The organism is Mesorhizobium sp. M0074 (genome assembly GCF_040322975.1).
Lineage (GTDB): Bacteria > Pseudomonadota > Alphaproteobacteria > Rhizobiales > Rhizobiaceae > Mesorhizobium.
Genome location: NZ_JAMYUM010000009.1, coordinates 115,861 through 136,484, shown reverse-complemented (window position 1 = coordinate 136,484; position 20,624 = coordinate 115,861). Strand labels below are relative to the sequence as shown.

Below are 20,624 nucleotides of genomic sequence, written 5' to 3'. Positions count from 1 at the left end.
CATGCAGGTTCTGTCGGTGGCGCCCGAGATCTTTCCGCTGGTCAAGACGGGCGGGCTCGCCGACGTGACCGGCGCCTTGCCCATGGCATTGGCCGGCAAGGGCGTCACCATGCGCACGCTCGTCCCCGGCTACCCGCAGGTGATGGGCGCCTTCAAGAAAAAGAAGGCGGTTCAGCAATATCCGCTGCTGCAGGGCGGCAAGGCGTCGGTGCACGCCGTCCAGATCGCCGGCCTCGACCTGTTCGTGCTCGACGCGCCGCATCTTTTCGACCGCCCCGGCGGTCCATACGGCAACGCGGCCGGCGCCGACTGGCCGGACAATTGGCGGCGGTTCGCTGCCTTGAGCCAGGTAGGCGGTGACATCGCCGGGGGCTCCATCTCGGGCTACCTGCCCGATATCGTCCATGCCCATGACTGGCAGTCGGCAATGTCGCTCGCCTACATGCGCTACGGCAAGGCGGTCGGCACGCCGTCGATGATCACCGTGCACAACCTCGCCTTCCAGGGTCAGTTCGGCGCCGGCATTTTTGGCGAGCTTGGCCTGCCGGCAGCGGCGATGGCGCTCGACGGCGTCGAATATTACGGCGGCGTCGGCTTCCTCAAGGCCGGCCTGCAGGCCGCCTGGGCGATCACCACGGTCAGCCCGACCTATGCGCAGGAAATCCGCTTGCCTGAATTCGGCATGGGCCTCGACGGCCTGATCAACATGCGCTCCGTCGATCTCCATGGCATCGTCAACGGCATCGATACCGAGATATGGAACCCGGAAACCGACAAGCATCTGGTCTCCAACTACACGGCAAAGACGCTTAAGGCGCGAATGCCCAACAAGGCCGCGGTCGAGGACCGCTTCAGCCTCGATCGCGATGACAGCCCGATCGTCTGCGTCATCAGCCGTTTGACCTGGCAAAAGGGCATGGACATATTGGCGGCGGCCGTCGACGGCATCGTTGCAAGAGGTGCGCGGCTGGCGATCCTCGGCTCCGGCGATGCCGGGCTCGAAGGCGCATTGCTTGCCGCCGCAGCCCGCAATCGCGGTCGCATCGGCGTCGTCGTCGGCTATGACGAGGGGCTCTCCCACACCATGCAGGGCGGCTGCGACGCAATCATTGTCCCATCGCGCTTCGAACCTTGCGGGCTGACACAGCTTTACGGCCTGCGCTATGGCTGCGTGCCGGTCGTCGCCCGTACCGGGGGCCTTGCCGACACGATCATCGATGCCAACGAAGCCGCCATCTCTGCCGGCGTTGCGACCGGTTTCCAGTTTGCGCCCGCCAATGCCGCCGCCTTGCTGCACGCCGTCCGCCGCCTTGTCGAGGCGCACGCCAATCCCGCAGTGTGGACGTCGATGCAGCGGCAAGGCATGAAGGCCGACGTTTCGTGGGACAAAAGCGCCGAAAAATATGTCCAACACTATCGCTTGCTGCTTTCGAAAAGGGCTGCCTGACTGATGATCCGCACCGTCGCCACCAAACCCCATCCCGACCAGAAGCCCGGCACCTCCGGGCTGCGCAAGAAAGTCCCGGTGTTCCAGCAGGAGCACTATGCCGAGAACTTCATCCAGTCGATCTTCGATGCGCTGGACGGGTTCGAGGGCAAAACCCTGGTGATCGGCGGCGACGGCCGCTTCTATAACCGCGAGGTCATCCAGAAGGCCATCGCCATGGCCGCGGCAAACGGCTTCGGCAAGGTGATGGTCGGGCAGGGCGGCATCCTGTCGACGCCGGCCGCTTCGCATGTCATCCGCAAATACAAGACCTTTGGCGGCATCATCCTGTCGGCTAGCCACAATCCGGGTGGCCCGCATGAGGATTTCGGCATCAAGTACAATGCCGGCAATGGCGGCCCGGCGCCGGAAAAGCTGACCGACGCGATCTTCGAAAAAACCAAGGCGATTTCAAGCTTCAAGATCGCCGATATCGGGCAGGTCGACATCGACACGATCGGCACGGTCAAGACGGGGGACATGACCGTCGAAATCATCGATCCTGTCGCCGACTATGCCGAACTGATGGAAAGCCTGTTCGATTTCGACGCATTGCGGGCGCTGTTCAAGTCGGGCTTCCGCATGCGCTTCGACGCCATGCATGCGGTGACCGGCCCCTACGCCAAGGAGATCCTCGAAAACCGGCTCGGCGCGCCCAACGGCACCGCCCGCAATTTCATTCCGCTGCCGGATTTCGGCGGCCATCATCCCGATCCCAATCTGGTGCATGCAAAACACCTCTACGACGAGATGATGGGGCCGGATGCGCCAGACTTTGGCGCCGCCTCAGATGGCGACGGCGACCGCAACCTGATCATCGGCAAGGGAATTTTCATCACCCCGTCTGATTCGGTGGCGATGCTCGCCGCCAACGCCCATCTGGCGCCGGGCTACAAGGCCGGGCTGAAAGGCATCGCCCGCTCGATGCCGACCAGCGGTGCTGCCGACCGGGTCGCCGAAAAGCTCGGCATCGGCATCTACGAGACGCCGACCGGCTGGAAATTTTTCGGCAATCTGCTCGATGCCGGCATGGCAACGATCTGCGGCGAGGAGAGTGCGGGGACCGGCTCCAACCATGTCCGCGAAAAGGACGGCCTGTGGGCTGTGCTTTTATGGCTCAACATCCTTGCCGTGCGCGGCGAAAGCGCCAAGCAGATCGTCACCCAGCATTGGGCGGCCTATGGCCGTAACTATTATTCGCGCCACGACTACGAGGAGGTCGAGATCGATCGTGCCAACGCGCTTGTCGACGAGCTGCGCGCCAAGCTCGGCTCGCTGCCTGGCACCAGCGTGCGCGGCATGACGATCGCCAGCGCCGATGATTTCGCCTATCACGATCCGGTCGACGGCTCGGTCAGCAAGAACCAGGGCATCAGGGTGTTGTTCGAAGGCGGCTCACGCGTCGTCTTCCGCCTGTCCGGCACCGGCACCTCGGGCGCGACGCTGCGGCTTTATGTCGAGCGCTACGAGCCGGACAAGAACCGCCACGATCTCGACACCCAGGAGGCACTTGCCGATCTGATCGTGGCGGCCGACGACATTGCCGGGATTCTCAGCCATACCGGCCGCGCCAAGCCGAGCGTGATTACGTGAGCCTAGAGCGGCGCGCCTTTCCTTCTCCCCTTGTGGGGTCCGAAGGACGGGGCGAGACCCGTGGCTCGCCCCCGAGCGGTGGATCGGCGCGTAGCGCCGAGACGGTTGAGGGGTGTTGGACGGATCGCCGTGGGTGCCAAGCTGGAGCACCCCTCATCCGTCGGCGACACCTTCCCCCACAAGGGGAGAAGGGGGAGCTATGGCAACGCCTCAAACTGTCTACGACCTGCTGCTGTGAGCGCGCGTGAGCCAACTCGGCGCAACTATCACCAAGGAAGGTATCCGCTTCGCCGCATGGTCCTCGTCGGCTCGGCGCATCTGGGTCTCGATTTTCGACGAACACGGCAACCGCGAAATCGACCGGCTGGAACTCCAGTCGGAAGGCGAGGGCGTCCACGCACTTTTTGTTGCCGGTCTCGCCGCCGGCACCCGATACGGGTTCCGCGCCGATGGCGACTACGCGCCGGAACACGGTCTCTGGTTCGATCCCGACAAGCTGCTGGCCGATCCCTATGCCGTCGAGATCGACAGGCCCTATGCCTATGACGGCCGGCTAGCCGCCCGCCGTGGCGCGGGGGCCGACACGGCGTCGCTGATGCCGAAGGCCATTGCTGGCGCCTTGCCGGAACCCTTGCCTGCCTTGCCGCCTCTGTTTCGGTCCGGCGGCCTCATCTACGAAGTGCCGGTACGCGCCTTCACAAAGCTGCATTCGGACATTCCCGAGAAGCAACGCGGCACCATTGGAGCGCTCGCTCACCCCCTCGTTGTCGAGCATCTGCAAAAACTCGGCGTGGCAGCCATTGAGTTGATGCCGGTGACTGCATCGATCGACGAACGGCATTTACCGCCGCTCGGTCTGCGCAACGCCTGGGGTTATAATCCCGTGACCTTCATGGCGCTCGATCCGCGACTGGCGCCCGGCGGTCTGGCCGAGTTGCGCGGAACGGTCGCCGCGCTGCGCGAGGCCGGCATCGGCACCATTCTCGACCTTGTGTTCAACCACACCGGCGAAAGCGACCGGCTCGGCCCGACATTGTCGCTGCGCGGCCTCGACAGCCGCGCCTATTATCGGCACGAGCCGGACGGCGCTCTGGTCAATGACACCGGAACCGGCAATACGGTTGCGTGCGATCATCAAGTCGTCCGGGAAATGGTTCTCGACACGCTTCGTCACTTTGTCCGCCATGCCGGCGTCGACGGTTTCCGCTTCGATCTGGCGCCCGTTCTGGGTCGGGTCGACGGCGTTTTCGACGCCGATGCGCCGCTGCTGAACGCCATTCGCAAAGATCCTGTTCTTGGCGACCGGGTGCTGATCGCCGAGCCTTGGGATATCGGACCGGATGGCTATCAGCTCGGCAATTTTCCGCCGCCCTTCCTCGAATGGAACGACAAATGCCGTGACGATATCCGCCGTTTCTGGCGCGGCGACGGCGGCATTGTCGGTGCCTTGGCGACGCGGCTTGCTGGTTCGTCCGATGTCTTTGCCAAACCAGGCCAGACAACGAGCCGCAGCATCAACTTCATCGCCGCGCATGACGGCATGACGCTGGCTGATATCGTTGCCTATGAGCACAAGCACAATGAGGCCAATGGCGAACAGAACCGCGATGGTCACGACGACAACCTGTCCTGGAACAATGGCCTCGAGGGCGAGACCGGCGACCAGTCAATCGTTACGGCCCGTTTCGATGACCAGTGCGCGCTGCTGGCGACGCTCTTTGCCTCGCGCGGCACGATCATGCTGACGGCCGGCGACGAGTTCGGCCGCACGCAGCGCGGCAACAACAACGCCTACGCGCAGGACAATGACATCACCTGGCTCGACTGGGCCGGGCGCGACCTGGCGCTCGAGCACCATACGGCTCTGCTCGCCAGGATGCGTCGTGTCGTGCCGGCGCTCTTGGACACAACGTTCCTGACCGGAGAACCGCCTGCGGGCTCGGAAATCCCAGACGTAGCCTGGCTGACGGAAACCGGCATGCCGCTCGACGAGGCCGCCTGGCACGATGCCAGGCGGCACCGGCTGGTCCTGGTTCTCGGGAGCGGTGAGAACAGTCGCCTTGCGGTGATCATCAACGGCGACCGCCGGGCCTGCATGTTCACGCTGCCGGAACGGGCGGGTTTTCTTTGGCGCCCAGCTATCGAACCGGATAGTAGCGATATCTCGCGGCCGGTGCCTGGGCGAACGGTCCTGTTCATGATCGAAAGCAGGACAGCGCGGGCGGGCGCAGGGGAGAGCCATGATGGCTGACAATGCCGAATGGTGGCGCGGCTGCGTCATCTGTCAGATCTACCCGCGCTCCTTCCAGGATACGACAGGCGACGGCAGCGGCGATCTCCGCGGCATCACCTCGAGGCTGGCCCATGTCGCATCGCTGGGTGTCGACGCGGTTTGGCTGTCGCCTTTCTTCAAGTCGCCAATGGCCGATATGGGCTACGACGTTTCGGATTACTGCGCCGTCGATCCGATGTTCGGCACATCAGAGGATTTCGACGCGCTGGTTGCCGAGGCACACCGGCTCGGCCTGAAGGTGATCATCGATCAGGTCTTGTCGCATTCGTCGGATCGGCACGAATGGTTCGTCGAAAGCCGCACGAGCCGCGACAACCCCAAGGCCGACTGGTACGTCTGGGCCGATGCGAAGCCCGACGGCACCGCCCCCAACAACTGGCTGTCGCTTTTCGGCGGCCCGGCCTGGGAATGGGACGCAACGCGCAGGCAATATTACCTGCACAATTTCCTCGCCTCGCAGCCGGACCTGAATTTCCACAACCCGCAGGTGCAGGACGCCTTGCTGGAAACGGTGCGGTTCTGGCTCGAGCGCGGCGTCGACGGTTTCCGGCTGGATACGGTCAACTATTACGTCCACGACCGCTGGCTGCGCAGCAACCCGCCTTTGGCGGAAAGCGTCGCCGGCACCAATGCGGCAACCAGCCCCTATCTCTATCAGGAGCATCTGTTCGACAAGAGCCAGCCGGAAAACCTTGCTTTCCTCAGGCGCTTCCGGGCCTTGCTTGACGAATATGAAGGCCGCGTCGCTGTCGGCGAGATTGGCGACGAAACTCGTTCCTTGCAGACACTCGCCGCCTATACCGGCGGTGGCGACAAGCTCCAAATGTCCTACACGTTCGACCTGCTCGGCCCGCAATTCTCGGCGTCGCATGTGCGTGGCTGTGTCGAGGCCTTCGAGAGTACGGTGTTCGACGGCTGGGTTTGCTGGGCGTTCTCCAACCACGATGTCGTGCGCCATGTCAGTCGATGGACAAGGCCGGGCGGCGATCCGGACAGGGTGGCGAAGTTCTCGATCGTGCTGCTTTCCTGCCTGCGCGGATCGATCTGCCTCTACCAGGGCGAAGAACTCGGGTTGGAGGAGGCCGAACTGGCATTCGAGGATTTGCGCGATCCTTTCGGCATCCGCTTCTGGCCGGCAATCAAGGGCCGGGATGGGTGCCGAACGCCGATGGTCTGGGAGGCTGGCGCCGACAATGCCGGCTTTTCGACGGGCAAGCCGTGGCTTCCGGTCCCGGCAAGCCATCGCGCCCGGGCGGTCGACGTCCAGGATGGCGAGCAAACCTCCGTCCTGGCGAGCTACCGGGCGATGCTGGCCTTGCGCAAGCAGCATCCGGCGCTGGTTCGAGGCTCGATCCGGTTCCTCGATGCCGAAGGCGACGTCCTTGCTTTCATTCGCGAAGGCGGTGACGAAAAGCTGCTCTGTGTCTTCAATTTCGCCGACGAGCCGGCCGGCTGGCAATTGCCACCGGATCTGGAAGCGATAGAGCCGATAGACCTTGGCGGTGCTGCCGGCGTCTTGCAGGAAAGAACTCTGTCGCTGCCGCCGCTGGGCTGCTTCCTCGGCCGGATCGGCTGAGCTCTATTTCATTATCTCATTGAACGAGCACGGAGCGCCCGCAAGTCGCGCCGACAACCCGCACATCGGCCTCGCCGACATGCACGCCGACAGCTGCAAGCACGTTATAGACCAGTTCGTCGACCGGCGCCGTCACGCCGTTCAGAACCGTTACCACCGCCGGCTTAACCGTTCCGAGCAGGGCCGTCACGTCCAGCCCGAGGCCCAGTGCATTGACCGAGAGCGAGAGGCCGCTGACCAGCGATGTCGTGAGTGATTGCGTCAGGTTTTTTGTGGCGACAGTTTTTATCGTCTTGTTGGCGATATCGGTGCTGTCGAACGTCAATGCGGTCGCATCGTTGTTGGTGATGGCAAGTGATGACGAACCCTTCACATCGAGCAGATTGAGGGTGAGCAGCAGAAGCTTTACGCTTACCTGTGCAATCGTGGCATCGGAGAACGATTGCGGATTGCTGAAATCGGCGAAGGCCGATGGGTTGTTGTCGGCGTCGCTGGTGGCAAGGTGCAGCGAGGCCACGCCAGGCTGCGCGGCGATCGAGACCTTGATGCTATCCGGCCGGCCCGTCGGGCAGCTGATGTCGGTTAGCTTGGCTTCCGCATAGGCGACTTCGACATGCAGAGGCAGGTTGACGGACAGCAGGCTGATGCCGCCGCCGAGATTGGAATTGCCGATGCCCACTGTGGTGACCAGCTTGATGCGCGTCTGCGCGGTGCGCACCACGGTGCCCTTTTCCCCGACGGCCAGCCAGGGTGAATATTGCATCGGTTCACCGATGGCGATGGCGAGCGTGGTGGAGGTAAGTCCCGGAATAGTGGCGCCGAGATCGACCTGGACCTGGTTTGAGCCATTGGCCAGCGAGGCGGCGGCACCCAGCATGCCCATCGCGCTTGCGTCGACGGAAAAGCCGGGAGACTTTTGTCCGAGGCCGAGCTTACCGATCGAGCCAAGATCGATAAGATGACTGAGGGGTATCTTGACCGTGTTGGTGGCCCTCGACGCGATCGTCTGCAGCACAAGTTTGCTGGCGCTGCCCGACCCGGACGCATTGGCCATGGCGGTCGCGATCTGGCCTACCGTCGCTTTTGACGCCAGCACGTCGGAATAGCTGACACCTGTCAGTTGCAACTGTACGGCAAGGGCATCGACGAACGAAAGCACGTTTACATCGGCCGAGATCAGCGCGTTGTAGTCCATGACGCTGAGCGAAATGTTGGCGCCCAGCAACTTGCTGAGAAGCGCGTTGAGGATGCCGCCATTGACGCTGAGGAGCCTGGACCCGACCGAGAACATCGCTTGCGGGGTCACACTGGCAATGGCTTCGGTGCCGACAACCGGAGTAGGGATGAGCGAACTGGCGAAATACCGGGCGGGGATTTTTTGCAGAGTGACGCGAACGGCGTTATAAGGCGTTTTGCCGGCTTCGAAGCGCTTGTCGACACCAACGGAGGACGCCGCTGAGTATCGGCCGCCGGTGACCGACACGACGGTTTTGCCAACCGTGGGAACGATTGTCTGACCTGCCTTTTGAACAATGATGCCGGGCATTCGGTTGTCACTGAGCGTAGTTACCGCCGCGGCTTCCATATTGTTGATGTTCGACGCCGCGGTGATCGCCGCCAGATCGGTCATCGCCTGGGCTTCCCTGCGCTCCGTGTAGATCGAACCTTCGTCGACAGCGAAGGCCGCCAACCCCAGCGCGAACGGTGCTATCAGCGCCGTCATGACGGCAAAGTTCGCCTTCTCGTCGCCAACCATCGAGCGAGCGATCCGCCCGATGCCCCTCAGCAAGAACTGCGACATTTCAAATGCCTCCAATCCTGATGGTCGACCTGCGTGAGATCGTGGTTTGCGGCATCGCAAGGCTGGGCAACAGGTTCCAGATCGGCAGGTTGCTGGCATCGTACTGGATCGACACGACGAACTGATTTCCGTCGGCCGTGCTGTCCGTCGCCTGATAGGTCAGCTTGCCGGAATCGACGAACGGGTATCCACTGGCATTGTTTTTGACGAAACTCGCCACCAGCGCCTGGCGCTCGGTTTGATTCAATCCGGCAATTGCGGTGCGGGCGGCATCGGCGGCGATTTGCTGCAAGGAGTTGCTTGCACCAAAATAGATACCATATGCAACCATTCCGAGCAAAAGAAAGATAAAGATTGGGGAAAGCAGGGCGAACTCGACCGCGGAAGTTCCGGACTCTTCTCCAATTTTGCGTAGATTCGTCCGTACTTGGCGCAATATTTTACGCTTCAATGCGACAGTATTACTGTCTATCTTGTTCATTGCCCTTGCCCGTTGGAACCCAAGGTCGATGTGCCGATCCCATCGAAATTTGTAACCCTTGGTTGCCTAAGAACCAATTAATACATTCCGGTAAACTGAAATGATCGGCCAGATTATTTCCCAGATCGGCGTTCTGGCCAGGAAACCCAGTCAAACTCATGGTTTCGACCATTGATTGGCCGTCCGCAAAACGACTGCCCCGGCCCCCTTACTTTGGGTGACCCCGAGAGTCTGTTGAAATAAAAAATCTCCACGTTACTGTTTGGCCACCAGCTGCCGGAAAAGGGAACCGGCTGCGCGCTCGAAAGGAACCAACCAATCGGTTTCGGGGCGTCAACACTTAGAGACGTGGCCGAAGGGCGACGTCATTAGGGAGAACTCCATGCTGAAACATGTGCTGAAGGCGACGGTACTCGCCACGACCATGGTCTTGGCCGCCGGTACGTTCTACACGCCGGCTTTCGCCGAGACCGTCTACAACCGCGGAGCCGCCGCCGAAGCGGAGACGCTCGATCCGCACAAGACCTCGACGGTCTACGAAGCCGATATCATACGCGACCTGTTCCAGGGACTGGTCATGCATGACCAGAAGACGAACCTCATTCCGGGCGCCGCCGAAAGCTGGACGGTGTCCGACGACGGCAAGGTCTACACCTTCAAGCTGCGCAAGGACGGCCTCTGGTCGGATGGCAGCCCGGTGACGGCGGACGACTTCGTCTATTCCTTCCGTCGGCTGGAAGATCCGGCCACCGCTGCCGAATACGCTTCCATGCTCTATCCCGTCAAGAATGCGGAGGAGGTCAATACCAAGAAGGGCAAGCCGGAGGATATGGGCGTCAAGGCGATTGACGCAAATACCCTCGAAGTCACGCTGAAGGCGCCAACGCCGTACTTCCTGGAGATGCTGACCCATCAGGCGACCTATCCTGTTAACAAGGCGTCTATCGAAAAGCTTGGCGCCGACTGGATCAAGGCAGGCAAGCTGGTCTCCAACGGGGCCTTTACAGCGGCGGAGTGGATCCCTAACGACCATTTGAAGCTGGTCAAGAATCCGAAATTCTGGGACGCCGCGAGCGTCAAGTTCGACGTCGTCAACTACATCCCGACCGAGGATCGCTCGTCGGCGATGAAGCGTTTCGAGGCGGGCGAACTCGACAGTTACGGCGACCTGCCGACCGAACAACTCGCCGATCTCAAAACCAAATTCGGCGACCAGGTCCGTGTCGGGCCATATCTCGGCATCTACTATTATGCGATCAAGACCGATAAGGCGCCGTGGGATAATGTCGAGCTGCGCAACGCCATCTCGATGGCGATCGATCGCGACTTCCTGGCGGAGAAAGTCTGGCAGAATTCGATGCTGCCCGGCTATTCCATGGTGCCTCCCGGCATCGAGGGCTATACGCCGGCAATGGCCAAATACGCCGACATGCCGCAGATCGACCGCGAGGACGCTGCCAAGAAGATCCTCGAGAAACTCGGCTATACACCCGAGCATCCGCTGAAAATGCAGATCCGCTACAACACTTCGGAGAACCACAAGAACACAGCGGTCGCCATTCAGGAACAGCTGAAGCCGCTTGGGGTCGAGATCACACTCCTCAATACCGACACCAAGACCCACTACTCCTTCCTCGAGCAGAAGGGTGACTATGACGTGGCGCGCGCCGCCTGGATTGCCGACTACAAGGATCCCGAAACCTTCCTCGGCATCTCCCGCAAAGCCAGCGGCAACAACTATTCGGTCTACAACAGCCCAAAATACGAGGCGGCGATGGACAAGGCGGCGGCCGCCGGCGGCAACCCTGCAGAACGCATGAAGGAACTCGCCGAGGCCGAGCGCATCCTCATCGATGACGTCGGCGAGATCCCGCTTCTCTATTACAGCTACCACGACATCGTTTCCTCGAAGTTGCATGGCTTCGACGACAATGTGATGGACATCCATCCGTCCCGCTTCATCAGCAAGGACTGATCCCTGGCCGGGCCACCGCGCATCGAATGCGCGGTGGCTTGCCGTCGCATCGGACCTCCGTGAATCGGATCGATTTCCGGAAAGCCGATGCGAAGATTTGAAGGCTAGAGCGCAATCGTCCAGCTGGACGCGCGTTGTTCTGGATCAAGCGGGGCACCGATGCTGCGTTACGTATTCCGGCGGCTTCTGACCGCCATTCCGACGCTGTTCGTCATCGTGACCATGGCGTTCTTCCTGATACGCGTCGCGCCGGGCGGCCCGTTCAACCAGGAGCGGGGCCTGAGCCCCGAGATCAGGGCCAATCTCGAAGCTCAGTTCGGCCTCAACGATCCGCTCTGGTTGCAGTACGTCCACTATCTCGGCAATCTTCTGCGCGGCAATTTCGGCCCCAGCTACAACATGCCGGATTTCACCGTCGGCGAGTTGTTCAAGGAGGGCCTGCCGATCTCAATCCAGCTCGGCGCTTCGGCGCTCATTCTGGCGCTGCTCCTCGGCAGCGTGCTCGGCAGTGTTGCCGCGCTCAACCAGAACAAGCTTGCCGACTATTCGGTGATCGCGCTGGCGACCGCCGGCAGCACCATTCCAACCTTCGTCATCGCCCCGGTAATCCAGCTTGCATTCGGATTGACCTGGAGGCTGCTGCCGATCGGCGGCTGGGGCGATGGAGCCCTCATCAATAAGGTCGGCCCGGTGCTGACGCTCGCCCTTCCGCAGATCGCCATCGTCGCCCGCCTGATGCGCGGCTCGATGATCGAATCGCTGCACTCGCATCACATCCGCACCGCGCGCGCTCTCGGCCTGTCCGACTGGTCGGTCGTCGTCAAGCATGCACTGCGCGGCGCCATCCTGCCGATCGTCTCCTTCACCGGTCCGGCAGCCGCAGCCCTTCTCACCGGCTCGGTCATCGTCGAGACCATCTTCTCTATCCCGGGCATCGGCCGCCATTTTGTCGTTGCTGCACTCAACCGCGACTACACGCTGGTGATGGGGACGGTGGTGGTCATCGCGCTCTTCACCATTGTCTTCAACCTGATCGTCGACGTCCTCTATGGGGTCGTCGATCCGAGGGTGCGCTATGACTGATATCGCAGTTGCCGCACCGGTCGTCGGCCGGTCCCTGTGGGGCGACGCCTGGGCGCGCCTCAAGGCCAATCGCGCGGCCATGTTCAGCCTCTATTATCTTGCTTTCATTGCAGTCATCAGCGTGTTTGGGCCCTGGTTCGTGCCGCATCAATACACCACAATCTATGCCGACTATGTCCGCACGCCGCCGAGCTTCTCTGCCTATCCGAAGGCCGACATGATCGAAGGCGCTCTCGATGAGGCGATCAGGCGTATGCGCGTCGACATCAAGGAGTGGCGGCAGGAGGACAGCCGTGTGTTCGTTACCGTCAAATCCTCCAAGCCGATCGACGACCGCAACATTCGCTACCTTGATCGTTCCGATACCTTTGATGACACAAAGATCGAGAGCAAATCGCCGGACGGTCTCGAAATGGTGATGAGTGCCTCGATCAAGCTGCAATATTTCCTGTTCGGCACCGACAATACCGGCCGCGATCTCCTGTCTCGAACGCTGATGGCCGGGCGCATATCGCTGGCCATCGGTCTGCTTGCCGGCATTGTGGCCGTGGTCATCGGCGTGCTCTACGGCGCCACCGCCGGCCTTGCCGGCGGCAGGGTCGACGAGGTGATGATGCGTGTCGTCGACGTGCTTTATTCTTTGCCGTTCATCTTCTTCGTCATCATGCTGGTGGTGTTCTTCGGCAGGAACTTCGTGCTGATGTTCCTGGCGGTCGGCGCGGTGCTGTGGCTCGACATGGCGCGCATCGTGCGCGGACAAGCGCTGTCGATCCGCCGGCAGGAATATGTCCAGGCGGCGGAGGCGATGGGCGTCGGCCAGCGCGGCATTCTGCTGCGCCATGTGATCCCCAATTTGCTCGGGCCGGTGGTGATCTACATGACGCTGCTCGTTCCGCAGGTCATCATCCTGGAGAGTTTTTTGTCGTTCCTCGGGCTCGGCGTCCAGGAGCCGATGACCAGCTGGGGCGTGCTGATCTCGGTTGGCGCCCAGAACATCGGCTCGGCCAACTGGCTGCTTCTGTTCCCGGCCTTCTTTCTCGTCTCCACGCTGTTCGCGCTGAATTTCGTCGGCGATGGGCTGCGCGACGCGCTCGACCCGAAGGATCGTTGAGATGGCCGCTTCCGAAACCATCCTCAGCGTCAAGGACCTTCGCGTCCGCTTCCGCACCCTCGACGGTGTGGTGGAGGCGGTGAAGGGCATCAATATCCACGTCAAATCAGGCGAGACCGTCGCCGTCGTCGGCGAATCCGGTTCCGGCAAGAGCCAGACGATGATGGCGGCGATGAGCCTGCTCGCCTCGAACGGCGAAGCCACCGGCACAGTCGATTATCGCGGCCGCAATCTTTTGACCTTGAGCAAACCCGAGCTCAACAAGATCCGCGGCCGCAAGATCAGCATGATCTTCCAGGAGCCGATGACGTCGCTAGACCCGCTCTATTCGATCGGCAACCAGCTGATCGAGCCGATCCGCAAGCATCGCGGACTTGGCGCCGCCGCGGCGCGCGAGGAGGCGCTCAAGCTGCTGCGGCTGGTCCATATTCCCGATCCGGAGCGGCGGATGAAATCCTATCCGCACGAGTTGTCGGGCGGTCAGCGCCAGCGCGTCATGATCGCCATGGCGCTGGCCAACGACCCCGACATACTGATCGCCGACGAGCCGACGACCGCACTCGACGTCACCATCCAGGCGCAGATCCTCATGCTGCTCGCCGAATTGCAGCGCAAGCTCGGCATGGCGATCGTCTTCATCACCCACGATCTCGGCATCGTCCGACGCTTTGCCGATCGGGTCTATGTGATGCGCTATGGCGAGGTGGTCGAGGAGGGCGAGGCGGAAGCGATCTTCGCCAACCCGCAGCACGGCTACACCAAGATGCTGCTTGCCGCCGAACCGACCGGCACCAAGGCGCCGCCGCCTCCGAATGCCCCTGTCCTGCTTGAAGGCAGGAACGTCGAGGTGACCTTCAAGATCGGCGGCGGATTTCTTGGCGGCGAGCCGCTGCTGCTGCGCGCCGTCGATCACATTTCGATACGGCTGAAGCGCAACCAGACGATCGGCATCGTCGGCGAATCCGGCTCGGGAAAATCGACGCTCGGCCGCGCCTTGCTGCGGCTCCTGCCCAGCGACGGTATCATCCGGCTTGGTGACCGCGACATTTCCCACGCCGACCGCCAGGCGATGCGGCCGCTGCGGCGCGAATTGCAGCTGGTTTTCCAGGATCCGTTCGGCTCGCTGTCGCCACGCATGACCGTCGGCCAGATCATCACCGAGGGGCTTCTGGTCCATGAGCCCAATCTGTCGGGCAGGCAGCGCGATCTCCGCGCGGTCGATGCCTTGCTCGAAGTCGGGCTCGACCCGAACACGCGCAACCGCTATCCGCATGAATTCTCCGGCGGTCAGCGGCAGCGCATCGCCATTGCGCGCGCCATGATACTCAAGCCGAAAGTGGTGGTGCTGGACGAGCCGACCTCGGCGCTGGACCGCTCCGTGCAGAAGCAGATCGTCGAATTGCTGCGCAAGCTGCAGGCCGACCACGAGCTGTCCTATCTGTTCATTAGCCACGATCTCGCCGTCGTGCGCGCCATGGCCGACTACATCATCGTCATGAAGCAGGGCAAGATCGTCGAGGAGGGACCGGCCGAGGCGATCTTCAGCAATCCGCAGGCAACCTATACGCAGACACTGATGGCCGCGGCCATCGACGTGACGCGATTTCGCCTGAGCGCATAGCGCGATCGGTCAGAACTGCGGCGGATGGTGGTTGTTTCGGGAACAAAAACAGCTAAGCCGCTGTTTTTTCTGGTCGGAGTGGCAGGATTTGAACCTGCGACCCCATCGTCCCGAACGATGTGCGCTACCAGGCTGCGCTACACTCCGTGACCAGACCGCGGGCTTATAGCCGCCGCGTTTGGTTACTGCAAGCGCCAATGGCAGCGCTTCTGTCGCATTTCTTTCGCTTTCGCCGCCACGTCATACAGGTTTCAGTTTCCTGTCGCACAAACACGGCTTAAAGGGCATCTGGGTAACCGTCCACTTGCCTCGAAGCACCTGATTCAGCCGCCTGGAGTTTGCAGCCTTGTCGATGAAGATCGTTAGCGATGTCAGACCAAACACTTTTGAGTTTGAAACCTCGGCGCTGATCAAGCCGTCCGGGTTTCGCGAATATGATGCGCGCTGGTGGTTCGGCCATCCCGGCTCGAACGAAACGCCGGAACTCAATCTGATCGGCGTCCAGGCGCTCGGCATGGGGCTCGGCACGCTGATCCGTCGCCTGGGTGCCGGACCCGACATCGTCACCGGTCACGATTTCCGCTCCTATTCGCTTGCCATAAAGCTGGCCCTGGTTTCCGGGCTGATGGCGGCCGGCGCACGGGTCAAGGATGTCGGGCTTGCTCTGTCGCCGATGGCTTATTTCGCCCAGTTCGCGCTCGACACGCCCTCCGTCGCCATGGTCACTGCCTCGCACAACGAGAATGGCTGGACCGGCGTCAAGATGGGCGCGGCGCGCCCGCTGACTTTTGGTCCGGAGGAGATGAGCGCGTTGAAGGCGATCGTGCTCTCAGGCGATTTCGATCTTGTCGGTGGCGGCTCCTATGACTTCGTTGCGGACTTCCGCAAAACCTACCTTGACGATCTGACAGCGGGAAAGGGTATCTCGAGGAAGCTCAAGGTGGTGGCCGCCTGCGGCAACGGCACCGCCGGGGCTTTCGCTCCCGAGGCACTGGAAAGGATCGGCTGCGAGGTGATCCCGCTCGACGTCGAGCTCGATCATACGTTCCCCAATTACAATCCCAACCCCGAAGACATGCTGATGCTGCACGCCATTCGCGACAAGGTGCTGGAAACGGGCGCCGATGTCGGGCTAGGCTTCGACGGCGACGGCGATCGCTGCGGCGTGGTCGACAATGAAGGCAACGAGATTTTCGCCGACAAGGTTGGCGTCATGCTGGCGCGCGACATTTCGCACCTCTATCCCGGCTCGACTTTCGTCGTCGACGTCAAGTCGACCGGATTGTTCATGACGGACAAGGTGCTGCGGGAAAATGGCGCGGTCACCGACTATTGGAAAACCGGTCACTCCTATATCAAGCGGCGCGTCGCCGAACTCGGCGCCGCCGCCGGTTTCGAAAAATCGGGCCATTTCTTCTTCAATCCGCCGATCGGCCGCGGCTATGACGATGGCCTGGTCACGGCCATCGCCATATGCCAGATGCTGGATCGCAGCCCGCAAAGCAGCATGGCCGACCTCTATCGCGATCTGCCGCTGACCTTCGGCACGCCGACCATGTCGCCACACTGCGCCGACGAGCTCAAATACGGCGTCGTCGAGCGGGTCGTAGGCGATTTTCGCAAGATGAAGGACGAGGGCACGGTCTTCGCCGGCCAGAAGATCGCCGAACTGATCACCGTCAACGGCGTCAGGGTCGTGGCGGAGGATGGTACATGGGGGTTGGTGCGGGCATCATCGAACAAGCCGGAGCTTGTGGTGGTGGTGGAGAGCCCGGTATCGTCCGAGCGGCGCCGGCAGATGTTCGAAGCCGTCGATGCGGTGCTGCGCCGCAGCCCCGAAGTCGGCGCCTACAATCAGACCTTTTGAGCACGAGGCTTGTTTTCATGACCGAACGGATCGTCAGTTTTGTGATGAGCGGCGGCGTCGGCTCGCGGCTGTGGCCGTTGTCGCGCGAGGACAATCCCAAGCAGTTCCATGATTTCTCCGGCGACGGCTCAATGCTGGCCAAGACGCTGCGCCGGCTCACCGCGCGGCCGGAAGGCGAAACGCCGGTTTTCCTGATTGCCTCGGAAAGGCATGCCGACCGCGTCCATGCCGACATTGCCGGTCACGAGCTTTCCGGCGGCGGCCCGCTGTTCGAGCCGACCGGACGCAACACCGCCGCGGCCGTCGCCTTGGCAAGCCTGCGCACGCTGTCGGAATTCGGCGACAGCCTGGTGCTGGTGGTGCCGTCCGATCATGAGATCGCGACGCCACAGCAATTCTGGCGGAGCATCGAGGCCGGCACGGCGGCCGCGCGCGAAGGCAGGCTGGTGGTGTTCGGCATCAAGCCCGCCCAACCCGAGACCGGTTACGGCTACATCGAGGTGGCCGGCGAGCGCGATGGCATCTGCGATGTCTCGCGTTTCGTCGAAAAACCCGATCTCGCCACGGCGCAGAGCTATCTCGAGGCCGGCAATTTCTACTGGAACACCGGCATCTTCCTGTTTCGCGCCAGTGCCATGCGCGACGCGTTCATGGCCTTCCAGCCCGACATCTGGAGCGCCACAGAGGCTGCCTACCAGGCTGCGACATCGGATCTTTCCGGCCTCTACATGCCTCTGGAGCTCTATGCCGCCATCCCATCGACATCGATCGACTATGCGATCATGGAGCGCGCCAGCGGCATCGCCATGGTGCCGGCCAGCTTTCGCTGGAACGATCTCGGCTCCTGGCAATCGCTGCTCGATGTCGGCCCCTCCGACAGGCAGGGCAATGTCATCGTCGGCGATGTCGTCGCCATCGATTGCGAGAACTCCTATATCCGCAGCGACGGCCGCCTGCTGTCGGCCATAGGGCTGAAGGACGTCGCCATCGTGTCGACCGCCGACGCCACTTTCGTTGCTCCGGTCAGCCACAGCCAGAACGTCAAGAAGATCGTCGAGCAGCTCGAAAAAAGCGGCCGCCTTGAGACCAGGTTCACGCCCGCCGACGACCGCGTCATCGAAAGCGGCGCCTGGCAGCGCCGCGTGCACCATTGGCTGTTCGAGGAGACGGTGCCGTTGTGGTCGACGGTCGGCGTCGATGAGCGCCATGGCGGTTTCCACGAGGCGCTCGGCTTCGATGCCGCCCCGCTGATGAAACCCAAGCGCATGCGCACGCAGGCCAGGCAGATCTACGCCTTCGCCGTCGCCAAGGCGCGCGGCTGGAACGGCCCGGCCGATCGGCTGATCAGCCACGGCCTCGAATTCATGGCCAGGCACGGACGTACCGACAATGGCGGCTGGGTACGCACGCTCAACGTCGACGGCACCGTCGCCGACGCTGCCGAGGATGCCTATGACCATTCCTGCGTGCTCCTGGCGCTGGCGCATGCCCATATGTGCGGCAATCCCGATGCGTTGCGGCTTGGCCAGGAGACCTTTGCGTTCATCGACGCGCATCTCGAGGACGAACGCCTGACCGGCTTCCGCGAGACCTCGAGCGGCGAGGGCGAGCGCCGCTCCAACCCGCACATGCATCTGCTCGAGGCATTCCTGGCCTGGCATCAGGCGACCGGCGAGCGCGCCTATCTTCGCCGCGCCGCGCGCATCGTCGATCTGTTTCGCAGCCATTTCTTCGACCCGGAAAGCTGGACGCTGGGTGAGTATTTCGACCATGAATGGCGGCCGGCCCCTGGCGAGAAGGGCACGTGGACGGAACCCGGCCATCATTTCGAATGGGCCTCGCTGCTGGTCGACTTCGCCGGGCGCAGCGGCCAGAGCGGCTTGACCGGCCTTGCCCGGAAACTTTATGCGTCGGCGATTGCCAATGGCCTGAACCGCGCCACGGGCCTCGCCTACGGCGCGGTCTCGCGGCAAGGACTGCCGCTCGACCGCGTCTCGCGCAGCTGGCCACAGGCCGAAGCGATCAAGGCGGCGATCGCGCTGGACGGTTCGGGCGGTCCGGACCTGAAGCCGGAGATCGAGGCGCGCGTCGGCCGGCTATTCCGCTGGCACATCAATCCGGCACCGCTCGGCCTGTGGATCGACCGCATCGACGAGCGTGGCCGCTCCCTGGCGAGCGAGGTGCCGGCCAGCATCTTCTACCATCTGGTCTGCGCGTTGACCCAGTATCTCGACGGCACGGCCCGCAAGGATCAGTACGGGCTGGCGACATCTCCGGTCTCGACATAGACCGACTTCAGCTGCGAATAGAGTGCCAGCGCCGCGAGCGAATTCTCGCGGCCGATGCCGGACTGCTTGAAGCCGCCGAAGGGGATTTCGACCGGCGTCAGATTGTAGGCGTTGATCCAGCAGGTACCGGCCTGCAATTCGGCGATGACGCGGTGGGCGCGCGCCAGGTCGCGCGTGAACACGCCAGCGGCGAGGCCGAATTCGGTATCGTTGGCGCGCTCGATCACCTCGTCCTCGCTGTCGAATTTCAGCACGCTCATGACCGGCCCGAAAATCTCCTCGCGGGCGATGCGCATCGTGTCGACGACACCGGTGAACACCGTCGGCTCGACGAAGAAGCCGCCCTGAAAACCCTGCAGCGAAGGCACGTTGCCGCCGCAGGCGAGCACCGCGCCATCCTGCTTGCCGGCCTCGATGTAAGAGACCACCTTGTCGTGCTGCGCCTTCGAGACCAGCGGCCCCATCTGCGTGTCCGGATCGAGCGGATCGCCGATGCGGATTTTCTTCGTCCGTTCGGTCAGCCTCTCGACGAAACGGTCATGGATGCCGCTCTGCACGAAGACCCGCGTGCCGTTGGAGCAGATCTGGCCGGTCGAATAGAAATTGCCGAGCATCGCGCCGCCGACGGCGTTTTCGAGGTTGGCGTCTTCGAAGACGATCAGCGGCGACTTGCCGCCGAGCTCCATCGTCGCGTGCTTCATCTTCGAGCCGGCGAGCGACAGCACTTTGCGGCCGGTTGGCACCGAGCCGGTCACCGAGACCTTGGCGACGACATCGTGGCCGACAAGGCCGGCTCCGACATCGCCAAAACCCTGCACGACGTTGAACAGCCCGTCGGGCAGCCCGGCCTCGGTGTAGATTTCGGCGAGCGCCAGCGCTGAAAGCGGCGTGTTCTCCGACGGCTTGAACACCATCGCATTGCCCATGGCGAGCGCCGGAGCGGATTTCCAGCCGGCGATCTGGATCGGGTAGTTCCAGGCGCCGATGCCGACGCACACGCCGAGCGCCTCGCGCCTGGTATAGGCAAAGGGTCCGCCGAGATCGACGGCCTCGCCATTAAAGGCGGTGACGGCACCGCCGAAATATTCGAGGCAGTCGGCCGCCGACGGGGCGTCCGCAACCAGCGTCTCCTGGATCGGCTTACCGGTATCCAGCGTCTCGATGCGCGCCAGATCGGCATTGCGCGCGCGCAAAATGTCGGCGGCACGGCGCAGGATGCGGCCGCGCTCGACCGGCTTCAGCCGCGCCCAGGCCGGCTGTGCCGCACGCGCGGCCTCGATCGCGAGTTCCAGCACGTTCGGCGTCGCCGAGCGCAGCATGGCGATGGTCTCGCCGGTTGCCGGATAGATAACCGGCAGCGCTGCGCCGCGCTCGTCGTCGATATAGCGGCCGTTGACATAATGCGATGCCGTTGGCTGGGCGCGCATGACTGTTCTCCAAATCGTCTTG

The 20,624-nt window shown here is 62.6% G+C and carries 13 protein-coding genes and 1 tRNA gene; 10 read left to right on the top strand and 4 right to left on the bottom strand.

Annotated features, from left to right (window positions below):
* Nucleotide 1: 1 nt before the first annotated feature.
* From glgA to bglA, 4 genes are all read left to right on the top strand, one after another.
* Nucleotides 2-1,447 carry a glycogen synthase GlgA gene (glgA, locus tag NKJ73_RS14685; RefSeq protein ID WP_352569905.1) on the top strand — a complete coding sequence of 482 codons (1,446 nt, stop codon included), beginning with the start codon at nt 2-4 and terminating at the stop codon, nt 1,445-1,447.
* A gap of 3 nt (nt 1,448-1,450) precedes the next feature.
* Nucleotides 1,451-3,079 carry an alpha-D-glucose phosphate-specific phosphoglucomutase gene (locus NKJ73_RS14680; protein ID WP_352569904.1) on the top strand — a complete coding sequence of 543 codons (1,629 nt, stop codon included), beginning with the start codon at nt 1,451-1,453 and terminating at the stop codon, nt 3,077-3,079.
* A gap of 244 nt (nt 3,080-3,323) precedes the next feature.
* Entirely contained in the window at nt 3,324-5,330 is a 2,007-nt protein-coding gene (gene glgX / locus NKJ73_RS14675; protein WP_352569903.1) for a glycogen debranching protein GlgX, read from the top strand.
* Nucleotides 5,320-6,948 carry a beta-galactosidase BglA gene (gene bglA / locus NKJ73_RS14670; RefSeq protein ID WP_352569902.1) on the top strand — a complete coding sequence of 543 codons (1,629 nt, stop codon included), beginning with the start codon at nt 5,320-5,322 and terminating at the stop codon, nt 6,946-6,948. The genes glgX and bglA overlap by 11 nt, the downstream gene beginning before the upstream one ends.
* Before the next feature lie 16 nt (nt 6,949-6,964).
* Here the strand turns inward: bglA and NKJ73_RS14665 are convergent, their stop codons facing one another.
* Both NKJ73_RS14665 and NKJ73_RS14660 read right to left on the bottom strand, forming a co-directional pair.
* Nucleotides 6,965-8,749, bottom strand: coding sequence for a pilus assembly protein TadG-related protein (locus NKJ73_RS14665; RefSeq protein WP_352569901.1), 1,785 nt, complete (start codon nt 8,747-8,749; stop codon nt 6,965-6,967).
* A gap of 1 nt (nt 8,750) precedes the next feature.
* Nucleotides 8,751-9,230, bottom strand: coding sequence for a TadE family protein (locus tag NKJ73_RS14660; protein WP_352569900.1), 480 nt, complete (start codon nt 9,228-9,230; stop codon nt 8,751-8,753).
* A 382-nt stretch (nt 9,231-9,612) separates the two neighbouring features.
* On the opposite strand from NKJ73_RS14660, the gene NKJ73_RS14655 reads away from it, so the two are divergent.
* From NKJ73_RS14655 to NKJ73_RS14640, 4 genes are all read left to right on the top strand, one after another.
* Nucleotides 9,613-11,205: a peptide ABC transporter substrate-binding protein gene (locus NKJ73_RS14655; protein WP_352569899.1), complete on the top strand. Its 1,593-nt coding sequence runs from the start codon at nt 9,613-9,615 to the stop codon at nt 11,203-11,205.
* Between the two features lie 159 nt (nt 11,206-11,364).
* Nucleotides 11,365-12,288, top strand: a complete 924-nt coding sequence (locus tag NKJ73_RS14650; RefSeq protein ID WP_023679313.1) for an ABC transporter permease subunit — start codon at nt 11,365-11,367, stop codon at nt 12,286-12,288.
* A complete protein-coding gene (locus tag NKJ73_RS14645; RefSeq protein ID WP_352569898.1) occupies nt 12,281-13,399 on the top strand; it encodes an ABC transporter permease in 1,119 nt (372 codons plus the stop codon). The genes NKJ73_RS14650 and NKJ73_RS14645 overlap by 8 nt, the downstream gene beginning before the upstream one ends.
* A 1-nt stretch (nt 13,400) precedes the next feature.
* Nucleotides 13,401-15,020 (top strand): ABC transporter ATP-binding protein, encoded by a 1,620-nt coding sequence (locus tag NKJ73_RS14640; RefSeq protein WP_352569897.1) that lies wholly within the window; start codon nt 13,401-13,403, stop codon nt 15,018-15,020.
* Between the two features lie 70 nt (nt 15,021-15,090).
* Here the strand turns inward: NKJ73_RS14640 and NKJ73_RS14635 are convergent.
* Nucleotides 15,091-15,167: transfer RNA gene (locus NKJ73_RS14635), tRNA-Pro, on the bottom strand.
* A 205-nt stretch (nt 15,168-15,372) separates the two neighbouring features.
* Between NKJ73_RS14635 and NKJ73_RS14630 the strand changes: the two genes are divergently transcribed.
* Nucleotides 15,373-16,887 carry a phosphomannomutase/phosphoglucomutase gene (locus tag NKJ73_RS14630; RefSeq protein ID WP_502896646.1) on the top strand — a complete coding sequence of 505 codons (1,515 nt, stop codon included), beginning with the start codon at nt 15,373-15,375 and terminating at the stop codon, nt 16,885-16,887.
* Nucleotides 16,888-16,904: 17 nt separating this feature from the next.
* Nucleotides 16,905-19,175: an AGE family epimerase/isomerase gene (locus tag NKJ73_RS14625; RefSeq protein WP_352569895.1), complete on the top strand. Its 2,271-nt coding sequence runs from the start codon at nt 16,905-16,907 to the stop codon at nt 19,173-19,175.
* Here NKJ73_RS14625 and betB read toward each other — a convergent pair.
* Nucleotides 19,139-20,602 carry a betaine-aldehyde dehydrogenase gene (gene betB / locus NKJ73_RS14620; RefSeq protein ID WP_352569894.1) on the bottom strand — a complete coding sequence of 488 codons (1,464 nt, stop codon included), beginning with the start codon at nt 20,600-20,602 and terminating at the stop codon, nt 19,139-19,141. The genes NKJ73_RS14625 and betB overlap by 37 nt on opposite strands.
* Nucleotides 20,603-20,624: the final 22 nt, after the last annotated feature.